The sequence below is a fragment of the Streptomyces sp. NPDC088194 genome (genome assembly GCF_040702025.1).
GTDB lineage: Bacteria > Actinomycetota > Actinomycetes > Streptomycetales > Streptomycetaceae > Actinacidiphila.
This window is the reverse complement of record NZ_JBFBIV010000026.1, coordinates 16,500-37,836: the sequence shown is the minus strand read 5'-3', so window position 1 is coordinate 37,836 and position 21,337 is coordinate 16,500. Positions and strand designations below refer to the sequence as shown.

The window sequence follows — 21,337 nt, the reverse complement described above, 5'->3', positions numbered from 1 at the left end:
GCCGGCAGCGGTACGGCCGGCGGCGCCGCAACGGCGCCGCCGAACCGGGTCACCCCGCTACCGCGCCAGGAACGCCGCCACCGTCTTCCCCCCGCCGTCGCGCGGGTGGATCGCCAGGCCGTCGGCGAGCTTGTGCACCATGGACCAGCCGAAGCCGCCGGTGCGCCCGGTCCAGTCCGGACGGCGCAGCCGGGGCAGCGACGGGCTGGCGTCGTCGACGGCGACGTGCAGGCGCTCCGGGGTGCTGCTGAACCGGACTTCGAGTGCCCCTCCCGCGTGTCGGATCGCGTTCGTCACGAGTTCGGAGACCATGAGCAGCAGGTTCTCGGCGACGGCGGCCCCCACCCTGGGGGACAGTCCGTCGAGGAACGCTCTCGCCGCACTTCTGGCCTCGGCGGCGGCTTCCGGCCGGCACACCAGGTCCACCCGGTCGGTACCCGTTCCGCGGGCTTGCACGTCCTCCACGGCCTTCACCCCATGACCACTCGTCCACTGCCCCGCATGAGCGGCTGCAACGCTCTCCTACCCGGGACGCCCGGGTATCTGCGCGGATCGGCGTAGATGGATGCACGGAAGTCGGACAGGAACGCTCTGAAGGACCCGTACGACCGGTACGGCACACCACGACGGAGGGGAATCCAAGGATGACGGACACGGAGGACGGCCATGGCCAGGACGGTGCGCACGCCGGCGGGTACGACGACGCCCGACCGCACGGCGAAGTCCGCGCGCACGACGACGCCCACCCGCCTGAGCGCAGGCCGCTCGGCCTGGGGGCTGTACCGCGAGACCCGTCGCCCGGGGGCCCCGGGACTGGCCCGGCGGCTTGTCGCGACGCCGCGGATGGTCGCCGCGGTGCTCGGCCGCCGCTACCCGGGGCTGTCCCGGCGCCGGCTGGCGGCGTTCTCGCTGCTCGCCGCGCTGTACGTGCTCTCACCGATCGACGCGATTCCGGACGTGATTCCGGTGCTGGGCTGGACGGATGACTCGGCGGTGGTTCTTTGGTTCGTCGCGGGCCTCGTCCGCGAGTCGGGCCGCTATGTCGAGTGGGAGAGGCAGTACCGACAGTAAGGTTTCGGAAATGCACAAATGGAGTGGCCACCCCTTTCCGCTCGGCGCCACCTTCGACGGCACCGGCACCAATTTCGCGCTTTTCTCCGAGGTCGCCGAGAAGGTCGAGCTGTGTCTGCTCGACGACTCGCGCAAGGAGACGCGGGTGACCCTGACCGAGGTCGACGGTGTCATCCGGCACGCCTACCTGCCCGGCGTCGGCCCCGGGCAGCGCTACGGCTTCCGGGTGCACGGCCCGTACGACCCGGCGCGCGGGCACCGCTGCAACCCCGCCAAGCTGCTGCTCGACCCGTACGCCAAAGCGGTCGAGGGCCAGGCCGACGGCCACCCCTCGCTGCTCGGCTACCGCGACGGCGACCCGGACACGCCCGACACCGCCGACAGCCTGCCGCACGCGATGCTCTCGGTGGTCGCCGACCCGTACTTCGACTGGGGCGACGACCGGCTGCCGAAGCGGCCGTACCACGAGACGGTGATGTACGAGGCGCACGTGCGCGGGCTGACCATGACCCACCCGGGCCTGCCCGCGGAGATCCGCGGCACCTACGCGGGCCTGGGCCACCCGGCGGTGATCGAGCACCTGACGAAGCTGGGCGTCACCGCGGTGGAGCTGATGCCGGTGCACCAGTACGTGCAGGACGGCCATCTGCTCGGCCGCGGCCTGACCAACTACTGGGGCTACAACACCATCGGCTTCTTCGCCCCGCACAACGGCTACTCCTCCGCGGGCGGTTGCGGCGGGCAGGTCACCGAGTTCAAGTCGATGGTCAAGGCGCTGCACGCGGCCGGGATCGAGGTGATCCTCGACGTGGTCTACAACCACACCGCCGAGGGCAACCACCTGGGCCCGACGCTCTCCTTCCGCGGGATCGACAACGCGTCGTACTACCGGCTGGTGGACGACGAGCCGGCGTCGTACTTCGACACCACCGGCACCGGCAACAGCCTGCTGATGCGTAGCCCGCACGTGCTCCAGCTGATCATGGACAGCCTGCGCTACTGGGTGACCGAGATGCACGTCGACGGGTTCCGGTTCGACCTGGCGGCCACGCTGGCCCGGCAGTTCCACGAGGTGGACCGGCTCTCCGCGTTCTTCGACCTGGTGCAGCAGGACCCGGTGGTGTCGCGGGTCAAGCTGATCGCCGAGCCGTGGGACGTCGGCGACGGCGGCTACCAGGTCGGCAACTTCCCGCCGCTGTGGAGCGAGTGGAACGGCCGCTACCGGGACACGGTGCGGGACTTCTGGCGGGCCCGCGACGGCGTGCTGCCGGAGTTCGCCTCCCGGCTGACCGGCTCCTCCGACCTGTACGCGGGCGAGCACCGCAGGCCGCGCGCCGGGGTGGACTTCGTGACGGCGCACGACGGCTTCACGCTGCGCGACCTGGTGTCGTACAACGACAAGCACAACGACGCCAACGGCGAGGGCAACCAGGACGGCGAGAGCCACAACCGGTCCTGGAACTGCGGCGCCGAGGGCGACACCGACGACCGCGGCGTGCTGACGCTGCGGGCCCGGCAGCAGCGCAACCTGCTGACCACGCTGCTGGTCTCGCAGGGCGTGCCGATGCTGCTGCACGGCGACGAGATGGGCCGCACCCAGCGCGGCAACAACAACGCCTACTGCCAGGACAACGAACTGTCTTGGACCGACTGGGAGTTGGATGCCGAGCAGCGCGACCTGCTGGACTTCACCCGGCGGTTGATCGCGCTGCGCCGCGGTCACCCGATCTTCCGCCGGCGCCGGTTCTTCCGTGGCGGCGTCGGCGGCGACGGCGGCCCCGGGGACCTGACCTGGCTGCGCCCGGACGGCCGTGAGATGGCGGAGCGCGACTGGGCGCGGCGGGACGCGCACGCGATCGCGGTGCACCTCAACGGCGACGCGATCTCCGAACCGGACGCGCACGGGCAGGCGATCACCGACGACTCGTTCCTGCTGCTGTTCAACGCGCACTGGGAGCACGTGGCGTTCCGGCTGCCGCCGGGCGAGTTCGGGCACGGCTGGAGCGTGGTGGTGGACACCGCGGAGCGCTCCGCGGGCGACGCCGACCCCGCGGTGCGGTTCGCGGCCGGGGACACCCTCAAGGTCGAGGCGCGGGCGGCGGTCGTGCTGATGCGGGTGCCGGACGGGACCGGCTGACCGGCCCGGCTCGGCCCGGTCGGGTCTGGTCCGGTCTGGTCCGGTCTGGTCCGGGCGCGTCTCATCCGGTCCGGTCCGGGCGCGGATGACGCGCCACGGGCAGCATGACGGAGTACGGGCGCGATGACGCGCTGCGGGCGCGGAACCGGCTTACGGTTCCGCGCCCGTACCGCTGGGTGACCGCCGCCCGTGGCGGCCCCGCGCCCGCGGGCGGCCCCGGGGCTCAGAACGCCCCGACCGCCAGCAGCACTCCGCAGACGGCCAGGGCGGCGCCGGCCAGCACGTTGAGCGCGGTGGTGCCGCGCCGCGGGCCGACGCCGCCCGCGGCGGCCTCCCGGGCGGCGACCCGGCTGTGCGGGTACTGCCCGCGGGCGAACCGCCGGCTGAAGACCACGAAGAAGACGCCCCACAGGGCGAGCAGCACACCGAACCCGGTCCGCATACGGTCCTCCAACCGCCGTCCACCGCTTCTGCCGGTCGCCTTGCCCCGACCGCCACCGGCAAACGGCCGCGGTCTCCCCCGCCGCCGTCGTCACTGCCGCCGCCACCGCGGTCTCCCCCGCCACCGTCGCGAACGGGCCGGAGGAGCCGCCGGGCACACCCGGGAAGATGTATCCGCCCGGTACCGGGCAGCGCCCGAACCGGGCGCCGGAGCCGCGACTTTGGGTGCTTTTCGCCGCGACTTCGGGCACTGCCCCTCCGCGACCTGCGCCGACTGTTCATTCGAACAGGTCGAACCGGACCGTTTGTTGTCCGTTGTGGGCCATGGACGGGCAAAGGCCCAGCGGTATAAATCTTCTACGGGCGATACCGGGCAGGCCGTGCCCGGACCGGAGCGAGAAGCGAGGTGGGCATGAGAGCCGAGGAGCGTCAGCACCGCATCCTGACCCTGGCCCGCCACCACGGCCAGGTCGAGGTCACCGCGGTCGCCTCCGACCTCGCGGTCGCCCCGGAGACGATCCGGCGCGACCTGGGAGTGCTGGAGCGCCGCGGCCTGGTGCGCCGCACCTACGGTGGCGCGTATCCGGTCGAGGGCGCGGGATTCGAGACCGCGCTCGCCGAGCGGGTCAACCTGCACGTCGCCGACAAGCGCAGGATCGCCGCCGAGGGGGTCAAGCTGCTCGGCGAGGCGGAGACGGTGTTCGTGGACGAGGGCTACACACCGCAGTTGCTCGCCTCGCTGCTGCCGCGCGACCGTCCGTTGACGGTGGTCACCGCATCGCTGTCCACCGCGGCGGCGGTCGCGGAGTCCGCGGACACCACGGTACTGCTGCTCGGCGGCCGGGTCCGGGCCAGGACCCTGGCGACCGTCGGCTCGTGGGCCTGCGCCATGCTCTCCGGTTTCGTCATCGACCTGGCGTTCGTCGGCTCCAACGGCATCTCCCGTGAACTGGGCCTGACCACACCCGATCCGGTCGTCGCCGACGTCAAGGCCAAGGCGCTGGAGGTCTCGCGCCGGCGGGTGTTCGTGGGCCACCACAGCAAGTTCGGCGCGAGCAGCTTCTGCCGCTTCGCCGAAGTCGCCGACTTCGAGGCGATCGTGACCGACACCGGCCTGTCCAGCACCGAGGCGCACCGCTACACCCTGCTCGGCCCGCGCGTCTTCCGGGCCTGACCCGCGGCGCCGTCCGCCCGCTGCCCCTGACCCGACCAGCCGCCACCGACCCCGCCGTTCCGCCGGCCGCCCCCGTTCCACCGCCCGTCCCCGTTCCGCTCGCCGTTCCCCCGTCCCCCACCACCCGTCCTCCCCCGCGCCGCCTTCCCCCACCGCTCCCCCCACCCCGCCCCCACCGATTCGACTTCGGCCCAACCCCCCGGTTCCACCAGCCCGTTCCGGCATGCCGCCATCGGCCCGCCGGATGCTCCCGCACACCCCGACTCCAGTCATGAAAGGGACGAATCATGACATCCTCCACCGGCTCGACCGGCGCCGCCCGCAGACTGCGCCGCCGTACCCTGCCCCCGCTGGCTCTGGCGGTGTCGGGCATGCTGCTCGCGGCCGCCTGTTCGGGGGCGGGCGGGGCCGGCGGCGGCTCCGGCTCGCACTCCATCAACGTCCTGATGGTCAACAACCCGCAGATGGTCGACCTGCAGAAGCTGACCGCCGCGAACTTCACCAAGTCCACCGGGATCAAGGTGAACTTCACGGTGCTGCCCGAGGACGACGTCCGCGACAAGATCACCCAGGACTTCTCCAGCCAGGCCGGGCAGTACGACGTCGGCACCATCAGCAACTACGAAGCGCCGATCTTCGCCAAGAACAACTGGCTCTCCCCGCTGACGTCCGAGGCGAAGGCCGACACCGCCTTCGACCAGAGCGACATCCTGCCCGCGATGCAGCAGTCCCTCACCTACCAGGGCCAGTTGTACGCCGAGCCGTTCTACGGCGAGTCGTCGTTCCTGATGTACCGCAAGGACGTCTTCGCCGCGAAGCACCTGACCATGCCGGCCAACCCGACCTGGACCCAGGTCGCCGACCTCGCGGCGAAGGCCGACGGCGCGCAGAAGGGCATGAAGGGCATCTGCCTGCGCGGCCAGCCCGGTTGGGGCGAGATGATCGCGCCGCTGACCACCGTGGTGAACACCATGGGCGGCACCTGGTTCGACAAGGACTGGAAGGCGCAGGTGGACAGCCCGGCCTTCACCAAGGCGACGCAGTTCTACGTGGACCTGGTGCGCAAGCACGGCGAGGCCGGCGCCGCGCAGTCCGGGTTCACCGAGTGCCTCAACGACCTGGAGCAGAGCAAGGTCGCCATGTGGTACGACGCCACCTCCGCGGCGGGCTCGCTGGAGGGCTCCGGCTCGCCCGTCGCCGGGAAGATCGGCTACGTGCCCGCGCCGGTGGAGCAGACCAAGAACTCCGGCTGGCTGTACACCTGGGCGTGGGGCGTGCAGAAGGCGAGCAAGCACCAGTCCGACGCGTGGAAGTTCATCTCCTGGGCGTCCGGCAAGGGCTACGAGGACCTGGTCGGCAAGCAGTTGGGCTGGTCCCGGGTGCCGGCCGGCAAGCGCGCCTCGACGTACACCAACCCAGACTACGTCAAGGCGTCCAGCGCCTTCGCCACGCCGACGCTGAACGCGCTGAAGGCCGTCGACCCGGCCAACCCGGGGGTGCAGCCGCGGCCCGCGCCCGGCATCCAGTTCGTCGGGATTCCGGAGTTCACCGACCTGGGCACCCAGGTCTCCCAGCAGCTCTCCTCGGCCATCGCCGGCCGCACCAGCGTGGACAGCGCGCTGAAGGCCAGTCAGAAGCTCGCCGAGAAGGTCGCCGGCAAGTACGCCGGCAAGTGAGCGGGAATCCGACACGATGAGTACTCCGTCGATCATCCGCCACCGCCACGCGCCGCCGGTCGTCTCCCGGTCCGCCGCGGGCCGGGCACCGCGCCGGCCGCGCGGTGCCTGGGCCCGGCGGGCGCCGCTGCTGCCCGCGCTGGTCTTCATGATCGTGGTCACCCAACTGCCCTTCGTCGGCACCCTGGTGATCTCGTTCATGCGCTGGAACGCCCTGGACCCGAGCGACAAGGGCTTCACCGGCCTCGACAACTACAAGGAGGAGTTCACCGACCCGCAACTGCGCTCGGCGCTGACCACCACGGTCGTGCTGACCGTCACGGTGGTGCTGGTCAGCCTGGTGCTGGGGCTGGGCCTCGCGCTGCTGATGGACCGGAAGTTCCCCGGCCGGGGCGCGGTGCGCACCCTGCTGATCACGCCGTTCCTGGTGGTGCCGGTCGCCTCCGCGCTGCTGTGGAAGCACGCGCTGTACAACGCCACCTACGGCTTCATCAACGGTTCGCTCACCTGGCTGTGGAGCCTGTTCGGCAGCGACTCCGCGCCGCAGCCCGACTGGCTGTCGACGTCGCCGAAGCTCGCCGTCGAGGCGTCGCTGATCTGGCAGTGGACCCCGTTCATGATGCTGATCCTGCTGGCCGGCCTGCAGTCCCGCCCCACCGACGTGGTCGAGGCGGCCCGGGTGGACGGCGCCGGCAGCTGGGACATCTTCCGCTACCTGACCTTCCCGCACCTGCGCCGCTACCTGGAGCTGGCCGCGCTGCTCGGCACCGTCTACGTGGTGCAGAACTTCGACGCCGTCTTCACCCTCACCTCCGGCGGCCTGGGCACCGCCAACCTCCCCTACGCCGTCTACAGCACCTTCTACGAGGCCCATGACTACGGGCAGGCGTCCGCCGAGGGCGTGATCGTGGTGATCCTGTCGATCATCGTGGCGACCTTCGCGCTGCGCTCGGTCTCGTCGCTGCTCAGGGAGGAGACCCACTGATGGCCGCCACCACCCTCGACGCCCGGGCCGCCGCGCCCGTCGCCGGCATCGCGCCGCGCGAGCGGAAGGAGCGGCGCTCCCGCCGGCTGCTGGCGCTGGGCGCCTGGATCTGCGGGATCGTCTTCTTCCTGCCGTTCGCGTGGATGGTGCTGACCTCCTTCCACAGCGAGCAGGACGCCGGCACCAACCCGCCGAAGATCGACGCCCCGCTCACCCTGCACGGCTACCGCGAGTTCTTCGGCTCCGGCACCGGGGTCAGCCCGTGGCCGCCGCTGATCAACTCCCTCACCGCCAGCGTCGTCTCGACCCTGCTGGTGCTGGTGCTGGCCACCCCGGCGGCGTACGCGCTGTCCATCAAGCCGGTGCGCAAGTGGACCGACGCGATGTTCTTCTTCCTGTCCACCAAGATGCTCCCCGTGGTCGCCGGCCTGCTGCCGGTCTACCTGATCGCGAAGAACATCGGCATGCTCGACAACATCTGGCTGCTGGTCATCCTCTACACCTCGATGAACCTGCCGATCGCGGTGTGGATGATGCGGTCCTTCCTCGCCGACGTGCCCGGCGCGATCATCGAGGCCGCGTCCATCGACGGCGCCGGGCTGCCCACCATCCTGACCAGGATCGTCGCGCCGATCGTGGCGCCCGGCATCGCGGCGACCGCGCTGATCTCGTTCATCTTCAGCTGGAACGAGCTGCTCTTCGCGCGGGTCCTCACCGGCGTCACCGCGGGCACCGCGCCCGTCTTCCTGACCAGCTTCGTCACCAGCCAGGGCCTGTTCCTGGCGAAGGTGTGCGCCGCCGCCGTCTGCATCTCCCTGCCGGTACTCGCCGCCGGGTTCGCCGCCCAGGACAAGCTCGTCCAGGGCCTCTCTCTTGGAGCCGTCAAGTGAAAGCAGCCGTCATCAGCTCTGCCGGCCAGGTCGGCATCGAGACCGTGGAGGACCCGGCGCCCGGGCCGTCCGAGGTCGTCGTCCAGGTCGCGGCCTGCGGCCTGTGCGGAACCGATCTGCACATCCTCCAGGGGGAGTTCGCGCCGACGCTGCCGATCGTGCCGGGCCACGAGTTCGCCGGCGAGGTCGTCGCGGTCGGCGCCGGGGTGCGCGACCTGCGCACCGGCGACCGGGTCGCGGTGGACCCGTCGCTGTACTGCCACGAGTGCCACTACTGCCGGATCGGCCGCAACAACCTGTGCGAGCGGTGGAACGCCATCGGCGTCACCAAGCCCGGCGGCGCCGCGGAGTTCGCGGTCGCCCCGGCCGCGAACTGCGTCAAGCTCCCCGAGCACATAGCCACCCGCGACGCCGCGCTGATCGAACCGCTGTCCTGCGCGGTGCGCGGCTACGACATCCTGCGTTCCCAGCTCGCCACCCACGTCCTGATCTACGGCTCGGGCACGATGGGCCTGATGATGATGGAGCTGGCCAAGCGCACCGGCGCGGCGAGCGTGGACATGGTCGACGTCAACGAGGAGCGGCTGGGCACCGCCCGGCGGCTCGGCTGCTCCGCGACCGCCACCAGCGCCGACGAGCTCGACCAGCCGCGCGGCTGGGACGTGGTCATCGACGCCACCGGCAACGCGGGCGCCATCCAGGACGCCCTCGGCCGGGTCGGCAAGGGCGGCACCTTCCTCCAGTTCGGTGTCGCCGACTACGCCGCCCGCGCCACCATCGAGCCGTACAAGATCTACAACCAGGAGATCACCATCACCGGCTCCATGGCGGTGCTGCACAGCTACGAGCGGGCCGCGGAACTGTTCGCCGGCGGGGTGCTCGACCCCGAGGTGTTCATCAGCGACCGCCTGCCGCTGGTGGACTACGCGGCGGCCCTGCAACGCTTCCAGGCGGGCGTGGGCCGCAAGATCCAGGTCCTGCCGTAGGGCGTGTCCGCGTAAGGCGTGTCCGCAGCGCCGTCGCCGTCCGTGTCCCCGCATCCCCGTGTCGCCGTATGCCCGCACCCCCGTACGCCCGCGTCGCCAGGCCGCCGCCGGAAGAGGAACGCCCATGACCGTGCCCCTGCCCGGGCCGCCGCCCGTACCGCCGCCACCGCCGCTGCCGCCTCCCCCGGTGCCGGCGCTGGTGATCGGTGAGGCGCTGACCGACGTCCTGACCGGTGCGGGCGGGGAGCGGCGGGAACATCCCGGCGGCAGTCCGGCGAACGTCGCGCTCGGGCTGGGCCGGCTCGGCCACCCGGTGCGGCTCGCCACCCGGATCGGGCGCGACCGCACCGGGACGGTGCTGCGGGAGTGGCTGGAGCGCGGGGGCATCGAGCTGCTGCCCGGGTCCGTCGGCGACGCCCCGACGTCGACGGCCACCGCCCGGCTGCGCGCGGACGGCAGCGTCGGCTACGCGTTCGACCTGGTCTGGGACCTCGCGCCGGCGACGGTCGCGGCCCTGCGCGCCGGTCCGCCCTCCCACCTGCACATCGGCTCGATCGCGGCCGCGCTGCCGCCGGGCGCCGACCTGGTGCTGGCCGCGGCCGAGCAGTCCCGGGCGCGGGCCACCGTCTCCTACGACCCCAACATCCGCCCGGCCCTGCTGGGCGACCGAGCCCGCGAGCGCGCCCGGGTGGAGCACCTGGTCGAGGTGAGCGACGTGGTGAAGGCCAGCGACGAGGACCTCGGCTGGCTCTACCCGGACCAGGACCCCGACACCGCGGCCGCCGGCTGGGCCCGGCGCGGCCCCGCCCTGGTGGTGCTCACCCGCGGCGCCCGAGGTGCCCGCGCCTGGTGGCGGCACGGGCACCTCGACGTCCCGGCGCCGCCGATCCGCGTGATGGACACCGTCGGCGCGGGTGACTCGTTCATGTCCGCGCTGGTCAGCGGCCTGCTGCGGCGGGACCTGCTCGGCGCCGGCGGCCCGTCCGCGACCGCCGCGACCCGCGCCCGGCTGCACGACGCCACCGGCACCGGCACCCTGACGCCCGAGGTGGCCGGGGCGCTGCGGTACGCGGTACGGGCCGCCGGCATCACCTGCTCCCGGCCCGGGGCCGCCCCGCCGACCTACGAGGAACTGGACCGCCCGCCCGCCTGACCGGCCCCGCTTCCGCCCGGAAGATCCGGCAACGGCGTCCCGCTCACCCGAAGTGGACCACGATCCGGCCCTGGTTGGACGGGTCGGTCTCGAAACTCCGGTAAAGCCGCTTCAGATGGGGCTGCCGCAGTGTCGCCAGCACCCGGGACCTGAGCTTTCCCGAGCCCTTGCCCGCGATGATCTCCACCCGGTCCGCCTTCGTGGCCGCGGCCCGGAAGATGATCTCCCGTACCGCCCGGTCGATGTCGCGGTCGCTCCGGAAGAGCGGATGCAGGTCGAGTGTGAGCGTCATCGGTGCCTGTGCCTTCCCTGCGGGCGGCACCGCTCGGTACGGCGCGGCCATGAGCACCGTACCCCCGGCCGGGAAACGTGCGGTACTCCCGGCCGGGAAACCCCGTGGCGGACCGGGGACGGCTGCGGCTACGGTCACGCGGTGACCACTCGTACGTTCCGTATCACCGTCCGCGGTGTCTTCGACGGGCTCAGCGCCGAGCAGCGCGCGGAGTTGCTGGCGCACGCACCCGAGCACGACGTCCTGCGCGCGGCCTTCACCCCCGAAGGGCACCTCAGCTACGACCTCGCGGCGCGCTCCGCGTTCACCTTCCGGTTCGCGGATTCCGGGGAGGCCGAGGAGGACATCGTGGCGGCGACCGCCCGCGCGGAGGCCGCCGCGCGCGCCTGGCTCGACGAGCGCGGCTACGGCTACGCGAAGCTGCGCGCCCAGGCCGAGGACCTCTCCCAGGCGCCCCTGGGCAAGCGGCAGCGGCGCGAGGCGGCCAGGAAGCCGGCGTAGGGCCTCCCGGCGGGTCAGGCGAAGGTCCGGCCGCGGACGGGCCTCGGGTCAGGCGCGACCACGGGCCCGGCGGGCCCGGCTCGGGCGAACGCGGGTCCGGCGGGCCCGGCGGGCCCGGCTCGGGCGAGCGCGGGTCCGGCGAGCGCGGGTAGGCGGCGGTGGCGCTGTGGTCACCGTCGGCCACGGCCCGTCACGGCGCCGGGTAGATGTCCCCCGCGGCCATCATGCTCTCCTGCTCGCAGTCGAACTCCATCTGCTTGACCCGCTGTTGGAGCCGCCTGCGCTCCTTCGGGTCGCCGCTGCGCTCCGCGTCCGTCTCCAGCGCGAACGCCTCCTCGCGCATTTCCCTGACGTGCCGCTCGTTGGCCGGGCCGTTCTCGTTCATGTCGCGCCTCGCTCCGTGCGCCGAGAGCCGATACCTCCAGCCAAACAGTCCTCCCGCCCGGCCGCCACCGGGAGCGGCCCCGGCCCGGCCCCCGGCCATGGCCCCGGCCCCCGCGCCGCTCGCGACATGCGCCGGGCGGATGCCGCCCACTACGTTCGTCCCGTACGAGCGCGTCCGCTCCGACCGACAGGGAGACCATGTCCGGCACCGACGACTTCAACGCCCACACCATCGCCGAGTTCCGCGCCAACGACGGCCAGGTCGGCGGGAACTTCGCCGGCGTGCCCCTGCTGCTTCTGCACACCGTCGGCGCGCGCAGCGGCCGGCCCAGGGTCAACCCGATGACGTACCTGGCCGACGGCGAGCGCTACCTGGTCTTCGCCTCCAAGGCCGGCGCGGACCGCCATCCCGACTGGTACTGGAACCTCCGCGCCCGGCCGCACGCCCGGATCGAGGTCGGCGACCAGGTGCTCGACGTGGAGGTGAAGGAACTGGCCGGGGCCGAGCGCGACGAGCAGTACCGCCGCCAGGCCGATCGCAACCCGGTCTTCACCGAGTACCAGAACCGCACCACCCGCACGATCCCCGTGATCGCCCTGACCCCGGTCGGCCCCGCGCCCGCGAGCGACGCGGAGGACACCGAGGGCGCGGGCGGGCAGGGCTGACCGTCCGCACCGCCGGGTCGCCGGCCGCGGGCCCCGATCACGTCACCGCCCGCGGCCGCCGGGGTTGAGCCGGACCGTCCGGATTTCAAAGACGTTTCAACCAGCCGGGGTTCACCGGCCCTCGCACGTGTCTTGACTGCCGCTGTATACGGCCCTAGGTTGTGGCGCGTTCGCATTGAAACGTTACAGTCCGGCAGTGGCTGGCGTCGTGCGAGGAGCACCCGGGAGGACCAGGCATGCCCCGTTCCCACGACCACCGGCCGGGCCGGACGCCGATCCGCCGACGGCTGCCCCTCGGGGTCGCGGGCGTGGCGGCCGCGCTGCTGCTCACCGTGACCGCGGGGCAGGTCCCCGCCGCGGGCGTGGCGGCCGGCGCCGGCGCCGGCTGTCCCTGGGTGGGTTCGAGCGCCTCGCCCGCGCAGCGCGCCGCGCAGGTGCTCGCCCGGATGACGGTCGACGAGAAGCTGTCGATGACCCACGGCAGCGGGCTGCCCGGCTACGCGGGGGTGGTGGCCCCCGTTCCGAGGCTGTGCGTGCCGGCCCTGAACCTCAACGACGGCGGCGCCGGCGTGGTGATGGGCGGCACCACCGCGCTGCCGGCACCGGTGGCCGCCGCGGCCAGCTGGGACCCGGCGGCGGAGCTGTCGTACGGGCAGGTGGTCGGGGCCGAGGCGAAGACCAAGGGCATCAGCGTCGACCTCGGTCCCGACACCAACCTGGAGCGCGATCCGCGCGGCGGGCGGGTCTTCGAGATGGCGGGCGAGGACCCCTACCTGTCCGGGGCGATGACCACGCAGTACGTGAAGGGCGTGCAGTCCAAGGGCGTGATGGCCGACATCAAGCACCTCGTCGCCAACGACACCGAGCAGAACCGCAACAACGGCAACGCGATCGTCGACGAGCGCACGCTCCACGAGATCTACTACCCGGCGTTCGAGCAGGCCGTGCAGGAGGGCGGCGCGGCCTCGATCATGGCCGCGACCAGCCTGGTCAACGGCGTGCACGCCAACGAGAACGCCACATTGCTGAAGGACACCGCCAAGCAGGACTGGGGCTTCGACGGTTTCGTGGTCACCGACTGGGACGGCGCGCGCAGCACCGTGCAGGCCGCCAACGCCGAGCTGGACCTCAACATGCCCGCCCCCGGCAACTTCGGGCAGCCGCTGTCGGACGCCGTCCGCTCCGGCCAGGTCAGCATGGCCGTGCTCAACGACAAGGTGGCCCGGCTGCTCACCGAGGAGTTCGCCTACGGCCTGTTCGACTCCACCGCGGGCTCCCCCGGTGCCACCGCCACGACACCCGCACACGTCGCCACCGCGCGGGACATCGCGGCGGAGGGCACCGTACTGATGAAGAACAAGGGCGGGCTGCTGCCGCTGAAGACCTCCGCCACCCCGTCGATCGCGGTGATCGGAGCGGCCGCCAAGGACTCCGCGATCACCGGGGGCGGCGGCAGCTCGCACGTGCCGGTCGACCCGTCGTCGGTGGTCACCGTCGCGGACGGCATCGCGGCACGGGCGGGCTCCTCGGTCCGGGTGGACACGGTCGGCTCCTGGACGGGCGCGGCCTCCTCCTCCGCCAGCGGCTCCGACCAGCCGGCCAACATGTTCGACGGCGACCTCGGCACCCGCTGGTCCAGCGGCACACCGATGGCCGGCGGCCAGTGGGTCAGCGCCGACATGGGCGGCTCGCACCCGATCGACCGGATCACCATGGACGCCGGCAACGGCACGGACTACGCCCGCGGTTACCAGGTCTACCTCTCCGCCGACGGCAAGGACTGGGGCACCCCGGTCGCCGAGGGGACCGGCACCGGCCAGCTGGTCACCGCGACGTTCGCCGCCCGGCAGGCGCGGTACGTCAGGATCGTGCAGACCGGGTCGGCGAGCAGCTGGTGGTCGATCGCCGAGCTGACCGCGTACACCTCCGACGGCAGCGGCGGGCAGACCGCCGTGGGGCGCTCGGGCGTCCGCGTGCCGGGGGTGACCGACAAGCTGCCGACCGTCCCCTCGGCGCGCTTCAGCACCGCCGGCGGCCAGCAGGGCCTGACCGCCAGCTACTACAACAACCTCGACCTGTCCGGCGCCCCCGCGCTCACCCGGGTCGAGCCGGACATCGACGACCACTACACGGCCGCGCCGGGGCCGGGCGTCAACCCGGCCGGTTTCTCGGTGCGTTGGACCGGCTTCCTGACCGCGCCGGTCACCGGCACGTACACCTTCTCGATGGCCGACACCGGCGGGGTCAGGATGACCGTCGGCGGCCAGCCGGTCTTCCAGGACTGGGCGCAGTACGGTCCCGGGGTCTCCGCGATCCACCTCAAGGGCGGGGTGCGGACGCCGATCACGGTGGAGAACTACCAGCCGGTGAACGGCCCGAGCGGGCCGGTGGCCGGCACCCCGACCACACCGCCCGGCAACGGCTCCGTCACGCTCGGCTGGCAGGTGCCCGACACCGCCGCGATCGCGGCCGCGGCGGCCGCCGCCAAGCAGGACAGCGTCGCGGTGGTGGTCGTGAGCGACGACGAGAGCGAGGACGGCGACCGGCAGAACCTGACGCTGCCCGGCGCGCAGGACGACCTGGTCGCGGCGGTCGCCGCCGCCAACCCGCACACCGTCGTGGTGCTGAACACCGGTGCCCCGGTGCTGATGCCGTGGCTCGGCTCGGTCGACGGCGTGCTGGAGTCCTGGTACGGCGGGCAGCAGAACGGCGCGGCGCTGGCGTCCGTGCTGTTCGGCGACGTCGACCCGTCAGGCAAGCTGCCGCAGACCTGGCCGGCGAGCATGTCCCAACTGCCGACCGCCGACCCGTCCCGCTACCCGGGCACCGTCGACGTGGCGACCAACACCACCGACTACCACTACAGCGAGGGCCTGGACGTCGGCTACCGCTGGTACGACGCCCACCACCTGACGCCGCTCTTCCCGTTCGGCTACGGCCTGACGTACTCGTCGTTCTCCTTCGGCGGGCTCAGCGTCTCGCCGGGCGCGGCCGACGCGGCGGGGCCGGTGCGGGTCTCGGCGACGGTCCGGAACACCGGCAGCCGTACGGCCTCGGAGGTGGCGCAGCTCTACGTCGGCGACCCGGCCGGCGCCGGTGAACCGCCCAAGCAGCTCAAGGGCTTCCAGCGGGTGACGCTGCGGCCCGGCCGGTCCCAGCGGGTCACCTTCACGATCGACCCGTCCGACCTGCGCACCTGGGACGACGCCACGCACGCGTGGAAGACGAACGACGGCACCTACCGGATGTACGTGGGCGACTCCTCCCGCGACCTGCCGCTGAGCGGCAGTTACACGCTGCGCCGCTCCACCGGCGCTCGCGCGGTGACCGCGCAGGCTCCCGCGACCCTCGACCCGGCGCACGGCGGCGTGGTGACCACCACGCTCACCGCCGGCGGCACCCAGACCCTCGGCCACGTCAGGCTCGGCCTCGACGTGCCGGCCGGCTGGACCGCGAAGGCGCGCACCACCGCGGAGTTCCGCAGCGTGAAGCCCGGCACCCGGCTCACCACCTCGTGGCTGGTGACCCCCGCGGCGGGCGCGCAGGACCGGCTGTGGCGGCTGACCGCCGAGGCGTCCGCGGACGGCGGCTACCGCGCGCGCGGCGGGCTGCAGGTCACGGTCGGCCCGCTGGTGGCGGCGACGCTCTCCTCGACGACGAAACTCGCCCGGATCGGCGGCAGTTACCCGGCCACGCTGACGCTGCGCAACACCGCCGACCAGCGCGTGTCGGTGAGCGTGGGGACCGATGCGCCGGCCGGGGTGAGCGTCGATCCGGCGACGACGTCGGTGGTGCTCGCGCCCCGGGCGTCGGTGACCAAGCAGCTGACCGTCAGCGTGGGGAACGACGCGGCGTCCGCCTCGATCGACCTCACCGGCACGGTCACCGCGGCCGGGCAGGACCACCCGCTCCAGGGCGGCTCCCTCGACCTGCCGCTGCTGTTCGGCTCGCTCGCCGCCGCCTACGACAACACCGCGGTCAGCGACGACGCCGCGCCGCAGTCCGCGAACTTCGACGGCTCCGGCTACAGCTACTCCGCCCAGTCGCTCGCCGGTGCCGGCCTGACCCCCGGGCAACCGGTCCCGCACGGCACGGCGGCCCTCACCTGGCCGTCCGCCGCGGCCGGCCACCCCGACAACGTGGTCGCCGCCGGGCAGAACATCGCGGTGAGCGGGAGCGGTACGCAGCTGTGGTTCCTCGGCGCGGCGAACAACGGCAGCGGCTCGGGCACCGGCACGCTCACCTACACCGACGGCAGCACCGCGCCGTTCACCCTGGGCCTGACCAACTGGACGCCGAGCACCCCGCTGCCCGGTGACGACCTGGTCGCCACCGCGCCGACCTGGAACCGCCCGGCCGGCAGCGGCTACCCGGCCGCCACGGCGGTGAGCGTCTACGCGACGAAGGTCCCGCTGGCCGCCGGCAAGACCCTCGCCTACGTCACCTTGCCCGCCACCGTCACCGGCGACCAGGCCGGCACCCGGCTGCACGTCTTCGACATCGCCGTCGAGTAGCCCGCGCCACCGCCGCACCCGCAGCCCCACCTCGCCCGTACCCGTACGCGTACCCGTACCGATATCCGCACCCGCACCTCCTCGCACCTCGCCCCCCACCGGATCACCCGTCAGGAGCGTGAGTTGAAAAGGATCATGTCAGCGGTCGTCCTCCCGGTCGCCGCGCTCGTCGCCGTCATGGCACCACCGGCAGCGGCGGCCGGTCCGGCCGGCGTCCCGCACTACGCGAGTCTCGCCGCCGCGTTCGACAACACCGGTATCAGCGCGGCCGCCGCGCCTGCCTCGGCGGATCTCGACGGCCTGGGCAACAGCTTCGTCGCCGAGGACCTGGCCGCGGCCGGCTGGGGTCCCGGCGCCGCCGTCACCGTCGGCGGGACCCGGCTCACCATGCCGGACACCGCCCCCGGCCGGCCCGACAACGTCATCGCCGACGGTCAGCGCATCGCCCTGCACGGCGCCGGATCGGCGCTGACCTTCCTGGTCACCGGCACGGCCGCGGACGCGGCCGGTGCCGGCACGATCAGCTACGCCGACGGCAGCAGGCAGAGCTACCGGTTGAGCGCGCCGGACTGGTACAGCGGGCCGAGCGACGCCATGGCGGTGCGCACCTCGCGCCGCGACACCCCGGCGGGCCCGACCGCGTTGGACGTGAAGCTCTACGCGGTGTCGGTGCCGCTCGACGCCCGCAAGCGGCCGGCCGCGGTGACGCTGCCTACGGTCACGGGGGCGGACGGCGCCGCGGCGCCCGAACTGCACGTGTTCGCGCTCGGGTTGCGGCCGGTGCCGGCCGGGTGGACCGCCACCTGGTCCGCGGCCGTCGACGACGGCCTGGCGCCGTACGTGTGGACCGACCGCACCCTGCGGATGGTGGAGCACACCAGCGTGGGCGGCAACCGGGTGCGGATCAGGCTCGACAACGCCTTCGGGCCCAAACCGCTGACGGTGGGCCACGCCACGATCGCGGTGCGCGCGTCCGGCGCGGTGCCGGCCGCCACCCCCGTCACGCTCACCTTCGGCGGCAGGCAGACGGTCACGATGCCGGCCGGCGGGCAGGCGTACAGCGACCCGCTGCCCTTCGCCGTGCCCGCCGACAGCGACCTGCTGGTCAGCCTCTACCTGCCGGGCACCGTCCAGTTCGCCCCGACGCACAGCCTGGGCCTGCAGGACATGTACTCGACCGACGACGGCGGCACCGACGACGCGGCCGACGGCGCTGACTTCCCCGTGCACAACCTCTTCGACTTCTGGACGGTGCTGTCCGGCATCGAGGTCACCGGCCCCTCGCACCGCACCGTCGTCGCCCTCGGCGACTCGATCACCGACGGCTACACGTCCACGGTCAACGGCAACCAGCGCTGGCCGAACTACCTCGCGCGGCGCCTGCTCGCCAAGGACGGCCCGAAGGCACCGGCCGTCGCCGACGAGGGGATCAGCGGCAACAAGGTGCTCACCGACCTGTTCAACGGCCTGCCGAACACCGGCACCGGGGGCGTCAAGGCGACCGCCCGGCTCGACCGCGACGTCCTCAGCCAGGCCGGTGTGCGCACCGTCGTCGTCCTGGAGGGCATCAACGACGTCGACTCCGACGCCTCGGCCGCCGACGTGATCGCCGGCCTGAAGCAGGTCGCCGCGACGCTGCACGCGTACGGGCTGCGGGTCGTGGTCGGCACCCTCACGCCGACCGGGGGCTGCGGCTGCACCACCCCGAGCCGGGCGGCGGCGCGCGACGGCATCAACGACTTCATCCGCCACAACGACGGCGCCTTCGACGCGTGGGTCGACTTCGACGCCGCCGTCCGCAACCCGGCCGACCCGGAGACGATGCTCCCGCAGTACGACTCCGGCGACCATCTGCACCCCAACGGAGCGGGCTACCAGGCCATGGCGGACGCCATCGAGCTCAACAGCCTCTGAGCGACGACCCGTTCGCACCACGCGCCCCACACACGCGCCTCACGTCGCGTCGCAACGGGCACGGGGCGCCCCCACCACACCGGCGGGGGCGCCCCGTTCGGGCAGGTCAGAGGCACCGCCGACGACCGGGCGCGGGAGCCGCGGCCCGAACCGGGCGCCCGCTCCCGCCCGGTATCGACTTGACCTGTACATGGCATTCTTTTGGTCCTACGATGACCCCGCATCATGCGAGAGCGCTCTCTCGCTCGCTTCGGTCTCACTCCCCCCGGACGGAAGAAGAAGTGTCATGAGACGCAGAATCGGCACGATAGTGGGCCTGTCCGCCCTGCTCGTCGCGACCGCCCTCACCGGCGCCGGTGCCATGACGGCCGACGCCGCCCCGGCCGCCGGCGCCCGCGCGGACGCCTCCGACGCCGTACTGACGGCGATGGTCCACGACCTGGGCCTCACCCCGGCCCAGGCCCACCAGCGGCTGCGGCAGCAGGCCGCCGCGACCACCCTCAGCCCCAAGGCGCGGAAGGCCGCGGGGAGTTCGTACGGCGGTTCGTGGTTCGACCAGGCCGACGGGAAGCTCGTGGTCGCCGTCACCGACGCGCACGCGGCGTCGGCCGTCGCGAAGACCGGCGCCACCACCAAGGTCGTCGCCCGCACCGCCAAGCAGCTCGACGCGGCGAAGTCCGCGATCGACACGCTGGCCAGGCAGCACAAGGCCCCGACGGGGGTGAGCAGTTGGGGCGTGGACCTGCGGTCCAACCAGGTCGTGATCGACGTGCGCGCCGACCAGGCGCAGGACGCGGCGGTGCGCGCGTTCGTCGCCAAGGCCGAGCGGGGCGACAGCGCGCGGGCCGTCACGGTACGGACCACGGCCGCCGCGGCTCCGACAACGCTGTCAGCGGGCACGGTCGGCGGCGACCCCTTCACCAGCCACGGCATCCGCTGCTCGATCGGCTTCTCGGTGATCGGCGGGTTCGTCACCGCGGGCCACTGCTCCCAGCAGGGCGCGGCGGTCTACGGCTGGGACGGCTCCTACGTCGGCAACTTCCAGGCCGGCACCTTCCCGGGCAACGACTACTCCTGGGTCAACGTCGGCAGCGGCTGGTGGACGGTGAACGTCGTGCTCGGCTGGGGCACGGTCTCCGATGTGCTGGTGCACGGCTCCAACGTGGCCCCGGTCGGCTCCTCGGTGTGCCGTTCGGGCTCCACCACGCACTGGCACTGCGGGACGATCCTCGGCACGAACGAGACGGTCAACTACAGCGAGGGCAGCGTCTACGGGCTCACCGAGACCAACGTCTGCGCCGAACCGGGCGACTCCGGCGGCTCGTTCATCAGCGGCGACCAGGCCCAGGGGGTGACCTCCGGCGGCTACGGCGACTGCACCTCCGGGGGTGAGACCTGGTTCCAGCCGGTCAACCCGATCCTGTCCGCGTACGGTCTGACCCTCCAGACCAGCTGACTGCGGCACCGCCCGCACCACCTCAGGCCCGTCCCGGGCCCCCATACCCCCGGGGCGGGCCGTCGGCGCCCATCGCCGGGGGTCGCGCGGCTTCCATTGCCCGGGTGCGGCTCCATTGCCCTTGTGCGGCGCCTACCGCGCGGGGGCCTCGCACAGCGCCGCGGCGAGCGCGACCTCCGTGCCGGCCAGACCGACCGAGCAGAAGACCGTGATCTGGTCCGGGCCGGTACGGCCGGTCGCCGCGCGGGCCAGCACCGCGCCGAGCTCCACCATCCGGTCGGTGGGAAACAGGTGCGCCTCGGCGTAACCGCCCGCCTGGGCAAGGGAGTCCGTGAGGACCACCTCGGCGCGGTCCACCAGCGACGCGGGCAGTTCGTGCCGGGAGACGGTCTTGGGGCCGACCGTGGTCACATGCGTGCCCGGCGCGATCCAGTCGGCCTCCAGCACGGGCACCGCGCTGGAGGTCGCCACGATCACCACCTCGCGCTCCCGTACCGCGTCCTCGACCCGGGCCACCGCGCGGACGGCGACGCCGAGTTCAACGGTGGCGCGGCGGGCGAACTCCTCGGCGCGTCGCAGGTCACGGGCCGCCACGGTGACGGCTTCGAGCGGACGGACCGCGCGGACCGCCCACAGTTGCGCCCACGCCTGCGTGCCCGTGCCGACCAGTCCGACCCGAACAGGTCCGGGCCCGGCCGCCACGTCCACCGCGAGGGCGCCGATCGCCCCGGTCCGCCGCGCGCCGAGTTCCGCGCCGTGCACGAGGGCGCGCAGCGTGCCGTCCGCGGCATCCCACACGGCGACCAACTGCTCGGCCCCGGCGAACGTGTCGTACGCGCGGAAGCCGAACAGCCCCTGGGCGGGCAGGCACCCGGCGGTGAAGACCAGGTCCCCCGCGCCGAGGTCGGCGCGCACCCGCGGCGGCGCGCGGAGGGCGCCGTCATGGTGGGCCACCAGCGCCGACCGCATGACCCGGACGGTCGTCGCCGCGTCGAGCCGGTCGCGGACATCGTCGTCGTCGAACACCATGGGAGACACCGATCACGCCTTTCCCGGAGGGCGGAGCGCCCGGCGAGCCGAGCCGAGCGCCGAGCCGG

General features: G+C 73.0%; 18 protein-coding genes. 13 read left to right on the top strand and 5 right to left on the bottom strand.

Annotated elements, in window-relative coordinates; all coding sequences use genetic code 11:
* Positions 1-57: 57 nt before the first annotated feature.
* Positions 58-465 (bottom strand): ATP-binding protein, encoded by a 408-nt coding sequence (locus tag AB0399_RS16615; protein WP_366411786.1) that lies wholly within the window; start codon positions 463-465, stop codon positions 58-60.
* A 201-nt stretch (positions 466-666) separates the two neighbouring features.
* Here AB0399_RS16615 and AB0399_RS16610 point away from each other — a divergent pair, with 201 nt between their 5' ends.
* Both AB0399_RS16610 and glgX read left to right on the top strand, forming a co-directional pair.
* Complete coding sequence (locus AB0399_RS16610; RefSeq protein ID WP_366411785.1) at positions 667-1,071, top strand: YkvA family protein; 405 nt, start codon at positions 667-669, stop codon at positions 1,069-1,071.
* 10 nt (positions 1,072-1,081) lie between these two features.
* Entirely contained in the window at positions 1,082-3,208 is a 2,127-nt protein-coding gene (glgX, locus tag AB0399_RS16605; RefSeq protein WP_366411784.1) for a glycogen debranching protein GlgX, read from the top strand.
* A gap of 223 nt (positions 3,209-3,431) precedes the next feature.
* On the opposite strand, the gene AB0399_RS16600 is transcribed toward glgX, so the two are convergent.
* Entirely contained in the window at positions 3,432-3,650 is a 219-nt protein-coding gene (locus AB0399_RS16600; RefSeq protein WP_329361559.1) for a hypothetical protein, read from the bottom strand.
* Between the two features lie 411 nt (positions 3,651-4,061).
* Here AB0399_RS16600 and AB0399_RS16595 point away from each other — a divergent pair, with 411 nt between their 5' ends.
* The 6 genes from AB0399_RS16595 to AB0399_RS16570 all read left to right on the top strand — a co-directional run bounded on the left by AB0399_RS16595 (position 4,062) and on the right by AB0399_RS16570 (position 10,513).
* Positions 4,062-4,823 (top strand): DeoR/GlpR family DNA-binding transcription regulator, encoded by a 762-nt coding sequence (locus AB0399_RS16595; RefSeq protein WP_328473201.1) that lies wholly within the window; start codon positions 4,062-4,064, stop codon positions 4,821-4,823.
* Between the two features lie 371 nt (positions 4,824-5,194).
* Positions 5,195-6,499, top strand: a complete 1,305-nt coding sequence (locus tag AB0399_RS16590; RefSeq protein WP_329373608.1) for a sugar ABC transporter substrate-binding protein — start codon at positions 5,195-5,197, stop codon at positions 6,497-6,499.
* Between the two features lie 16 nt (positions 6,500-6,515).
* Positions 6,516-7,484: a sugar ABC transporter permease gene (locus AB0399_RS16585; RefSeq protein WP_329361561.1), complete on the top strand. Its 969-nt coding sequence runs from the start codon at positions 6,516-6,518 to the stop codon at positions 7,482-7,484.
* On the top strand, positions 7,484-8,374 hold the full coding sequence (locus AB0399_RS16580; RefSeq protein ID WP_329361563.1) for a carbohydrate ABC transporter permease: 891 nt from the start codon (positions 7,484-7,486) through the stop codon (positions 8,372-8,374). The genes AB0399_RS16585 and AB0399_RS16580 overlap by 1 nt, the downstream gene beginning before the upstream one ends.
* The gene (locus AB0399_RS16575) at positions 8,371-9,360 is read left to right on the top strand and encodes a zinc-dependent alcohol dehydrogenase family protein (protein ID WP_366411783.1); all 990 of its coding nucleotides are present in this window, start codon (positions 8,371-8,373) and stop codon (positions 9,358-9,360) included. Before AB0399_RS16580 ends, AB0399_RS16575 begins: the two co-directional genes overlap by 4 nt.
* A 124-nt stretch (positions 9,361-9,484) precedes the next feature.
* The gene (locus AB0399_RS16570; protein ID WP_329361565.1) at positions 9,485-10,513 is read left to right on the top strand and encodes a carbohydrate kinase; all 1,029 of its coding nucleotides are present in this window, start codon (positions 9,485-9,487) and stop codon (positions 10,511-10,513) included.
* Positions 10,514-10,556: 43 nt separating this feature from the next.
* Here AB0399_RS16570 and AB0399_RS16565 read toward each other — a convergent pair whose 3' ends face one another.
* The gene (locus AB0399_RS16565) at positions 10,557-10,805 is read right to left on the bottom strand and encodes a Smr/MutS family protein (protein ID WP_329361567.1); all 249 of its coding nucleotides are present in this window, start codon (positions 10,803-10,805) and stop codon (positions 10,557-10,559) included.
* A 141-nt stretch (positions 10,806-10,946) separates the two neighbouring features.
* Between AB0399_RS16565 and AB0399_RS16560 the strand changes: the two genes are divergently transcribed.
* Positions 10,947-11,306, top strand: coding sequence for a DUF6204 family protein (locus AB0399_RS16560; RefSeq protein ID WP_366411782.1), 360 nt, complete (start codon positions 10,947-10,949; stop codon positions 11,304-11,306).
* A 190-nt stretch (positions 11,307-11,496) separates the two neighbouring features.
* On the opposite strand, the gene AB0399_RS16555 is transcribed toward AB0399_RS16560, so the two are convergent.
* A complete protein-coding gene (locus tag AB0399_RS16555; RefSeq protein ID WP_328473187.1) occupies positions 11,497-11,691 on the bottom strand; it encodes a DUF6381 family protein in 195 nt (64 codons plus the stop codon).
* A 197-nt stretch (positions 11,692-11,888) separates the two neighbouring features.
* Here AB0399_RS16555 and AB0399_RS16550 point away from each other — a divergent pair, with 197 nt between their 5' ends.
* The 4 genes from AB0399_RS16550 to AB0399_RS16535 all read left to right on the top strand — a co-directional run bounded on the left by AB0399_RS16550 (position 11,889) and on the right by AB0399_RS16535 (position 20,240).
* The gene (locus tag AB0399_RS16550) at positions 11,889-12,356 is read left to right on the top strand and encodes a nitroreductase family deazaflavin-dependent oxidoreductase (RefSeq protein ID WP_366411781.1); all 468 of its coding nucleotides are present in this window, start codon (positions 11,889-11,891) and stop codon (positions 12,354-12,356) included.
* Between the two features lie 236 nt (positions 12,357-12,592).
* The gene (locus AB0399_RS16545; protein WP_366411780.1) at positions 12,593-16,870 is read left to right on the top strand and encodes a glycoside hydrolase family 3 C-terminal domain-containing protein; all 4,278 of its coding nucleotides are present in this window, start codon (positions 12,593-12,595) and stop codon (positions 16,868-16,870) included.
* A gap of 135 nt (positions 16,871-17,005) precedes the next feature.
* The gene (locus tag AB0399_RS16540; RefSeq protein WP_366411779.1) at positions 17,006-18,784 is read left to right on the top strand and encodes an SGNH/GDSL hydrolase family protein; all 1,779 of its coding nucleotides are present in this window, start codon (positions 17,006-17,008) and stop codon (positions 18,782-18,784) included.
* A gap of 286 nt (positions 18,785-19,070) precedes the next feature.
* Positions 19,071-20,240: a S1 family peptidase gene (locus tag AB0399_RS16535; protein ID WP_366411778.1), complete on the top strand. Its 1,170-nt coding sequence runs from the start codon at positions 19,071-19,073 to the stop codon at positions 20,238-20,240.
* 132 nt (positions 20,241-20,372) lie between these two features.
* Here the strand turns inward: AB0399_RS16535 and AB0399_RS16530 are convergent, their stop codons facing one another.
* Positions 20,373-21,269 carry an ornithine cyclodeaminase family protein gene (locus AB0399_RS16530; protein ID WP_366411834.1) on the bottom strand — a complete coding sequence of 299 codons (897 nt, stop codon included), beginning with the start codon at positions 21,267-21,269 and terminating at the stop codon, positions 20,373-20,375.
* Positions 21,270-21,337: the final 68 nt, after the last annotated feature.

Coding starts and splice junctions, on each gene's coding strand:
- AB0399_RS16610 (WP_366411785.1), top strand. CDS start 667: ATGGCCAGGACGGTGCGCACGCCGGCGGGTACGACGACGCCCGACCGC.
- glgX (WP_366411784.1), top strand. CDS start 1,082: ATGCACAAATGGAGTGGCCACCCCTTTCCGCTCGGCGCCACCTTCGAC.
- AB0399_RS16600 (WP_329361559.1), bottom strand. CDS start 3,650: ATGCGGACCGGGTTCGGTGTGCTGCTCGCCCTGTGGGGCGTCTTCTTC.
- AB0399_RS16595 (WP_328473201.1), top strand. CDS start 4,062: ATGAGAGCCGAGGAGCGTCAGCACCGCATCCTGACCCTGGCCCGCCAC.
- AB0399_RS16590 (WP_329373608.1), top strand. CDS start 5,195: ATGCTGCTCGCGGCCGCCTGTTCGGGGGCGGGCGGGGCCGGCGGCGGC.
- AB0399_RS16585 (WP_329361561.1), top strand. CDS start 6,516: ATGAGTACTCCGTCGATCATCCGCCACCGCCACGCGCCGCCGGTCGTC.
- AB0399_RS16580 (WP_329361563.1), top strand. CDS start 7,484: ATGGCCGCCACCACCCTCGACGCCCGGGCCGCCGCGCCCGTCGCCGGC.
- AB0399_RS16570 (WP_329361565.1), top strand. CDS start 9,485: ATGACCGTGCCCCTGCCCGGGCCGCCGCCCGTACCGCCGCCACCGCCG.
- AB0399_RS16565 (WP_329361567.1), bottom strand. CDS start 10,805: ATGACGCTCACACTCGACCTGCATCCGCTCTTCCGGAGCGACCGCGAC.
- AB0399_RS16555 (WP_328473187.1), bottom strand. CDS start 11,691: ATGAACGAGAACGGCCCGGCCAACGAGCGGCACGTCAGGGAAATGCGC.
- AB0399_RS16550 (WP_366411781.1), top strand. CDS start 11,889: ATGTCCGGCACCGACGACTTCAACGCCCACACCATCGCCGAGTTCCGC.
- AB0399_RS16545 (WP_366411780.1), top strand. CDS start 12,593: ATGCCCCGTTCCCACGACCACCGGCCGGGCCGGACGCCGATCCGCCGA.
- AB0399_RS16540 (WP_366411779.1), top strand. CDS start 17,006: ATGTCAGCGGTCGTCCTCCCGGTCGCCGCGCTCGTCGCCGTCATGGCA.
- AB0399_RS16535 (WP_366411778.1), top strand. CDS start 19,071: ATGAGACGCAGAATCGGCACGATAGTGGGCCTGTCCGCCCTGCTCGTC.
- AB0399_RS16530 (WP_366411834.1), bottom strand. CDS start 21,269: ATGGTGTTCGACGACGACGATGTCCGCGACCGGCTCGACGCGGCGACG.